A 1965-nucleotide genomic window follows, 5' to 3' on the forward strand; every position below is an offset into this window, starting at 1 on the left:
CCTGGTCCCCGCCGCCGCACCGGAGCCGGAGCGAGCGGCCGCCGCCCCGGCCGCCCCGTCCCGCTGGCCCGAACGCGGTGACGCCGCCTATGTGATCTACACCTCCGGCTCCACCGGACGCCCCAAGGGCGTCGAGGTCGAGCACCGCTCGCTGGCCAACCTCCTGGAACACCACCGGCAGGAGTCGCACGCCGCCGCCGAACGCGCCCTCGGCCGCCGGCTGCGCGTGGCGCTGACCGCCGCGACCTCCTTCGACGCCTCCCTGGACCCGGTGCTGTGGATGGTCGCCGGCCACGAACTGCACATCGTCCCCGACGCCGTGCGCCGCGACCCGCAGGCGCTCGTCGCCCACCTCCACGACGCCGCGATCGACGCGATCGAGACCACGCCCACCTATCTGCGGCAGATGATCGGGCACGGGCTGCTGGAGGACGAGCGCCGGCCCACCGTCATCGCCCTCGGCGGCGAAGCGGTCAACGACGCCCTGTGGCGTGAACTCTCCGCCCACCCCGGCCTGTCGGTGTTCAACTTCTACGGCCCCACCGAGGTCACCGTGAACGCGGTGACCACCCGGATCGAGGGAGGCAGCCCCGTCATCGGCCGCCCCGTCGCCGGTGCCCGCGCCTATGTGCTGGACGCCGGGCTCCACCCGCTGCCCACCGGCATGGCCGGAGAGCTCTATCTCGCGGGCGCCGGCGTCGCCCGGGGCTACGCCGGCCGCGCCGGTCTGACCGCCGACCGGTTCCTCGCCGACCCCTTCGGTGAGCCGGGCTCCCGCATGTACCGCACCGGCGACCTCGCGCGCTGGCGTGCCGACGGCGAACTGGAGTTCCTCGGCCGCAGCGACCGGCAGATCAAGGTGCGCGGTCACCGGGTCGACCCCGGTGAGATCGAGGCCGCCCTCACCGCCCTGCCCGGCGTCCAGGCCGCCGCCGTCGTGGCCCGGCCCGCCGGTGGGGGAGCCGAGCAGCTCGCCGCCTACGTCGCCGTCCGCGACACCGCCGACGGCGACCCCGCCCGGCTGCGTGAGCTGCTGGCCGCGGCGCTGCCCGAGCACATGGTGCCCGCCGCCTACGCCACCGTCGACCGCCTGCCGCTCACCCCCAACGGCAAGCTCGACACCGACGCGCTGCCGGAGCCCGTCGCCGTCTCCCGGGCCAGGTACGAGGCGCCGCGTGACGACGCCGAGGCCGCCGTCTGCGCGGTCTACTCCGAGGTGCTGGGCGTCCCCGACGTCGGCCGCGACAGCGACTTCTTCGAGCTCGGCGGGCACTCCCTGCTGGCCGCGCGGGTCGTCTCCGGAGTGAGGGCCGCGCTCGGCGTGGAGCTTCCGATCCGGCTGCTCTTCGAGTCGCCGACCCCCGCCGGGCTCGCCGGCCGCCTCGACGAGGCCGGCGCCGTCCGCCCCGCCCTGGTGGCCGGGCGGCGCCCCGCGCGTCTGCCCCTCTCACCGGCCCAGCACCGGCTGTGGCTGCTGGAGAGCATGGGCGAGGGCGGCGCCACCTACACCATCCCGATCGCGCTGCGGCTGACCGGCCCGCTCGACCGCGACGCCCTGCGGGCGGCGCTGGGCGACCTGGTGGCACGGCACGAGAGCCTGCGCACCCTCTTCCCCGAGGACGCCGACGGCCCGTACCAGCGGGTGCTTCCCGTGGACGGCGCTCCCGTCGTCCTGGCCGACGCGCCGCCCGGCGTCCGGCCCGGCGGCCGTCCCGTCCCGCCCTTCCGGCTGGCCGAGGAGACGCCGCTGCGCGCCGAGCTGTACACGCTCGCGTCCGAGGAGCACGTGCTGGTGCTCACGCTGCATCACATCGCGGCGGACGGGTGGTCGATGGGGCCGTTGTCGCGGGATCTGTCGGTGGCGTACGGGGCGCGGGTGGGGGGTGCGGTTCCCGGGTGGGAGCCGTTGGCGGTGCAGTACGGGGATTACGCGGTGTGGCAGCGTGAGGTGCTGGGTGAGGTGGG

General features: G+C 76.0%; 1 protein-coding gene. It reads left to right on the forward strand.

What is annotated here, in order from left to right; translation table 11 throughout:
• On the forward strand, positions 1 to 1965 hold a 1965-nt coding region (locus tag E0D90_RS25310; RefSeq protein ID WP_157996955.1), incomplete at both ends, for an AMP-binding protein.

Origin of the sequence: Streptomyces otsuchiensis (genome assembly GCF_004305975.1) — a bacterium.
GTDB classification, from domain to species: domain Bacteria; phylum Actinomycetota; class Actinomycetes; order Streptomycetales; family Streptomycetaceae; genus Streptomyces; species Streptomyces otsuchiensis.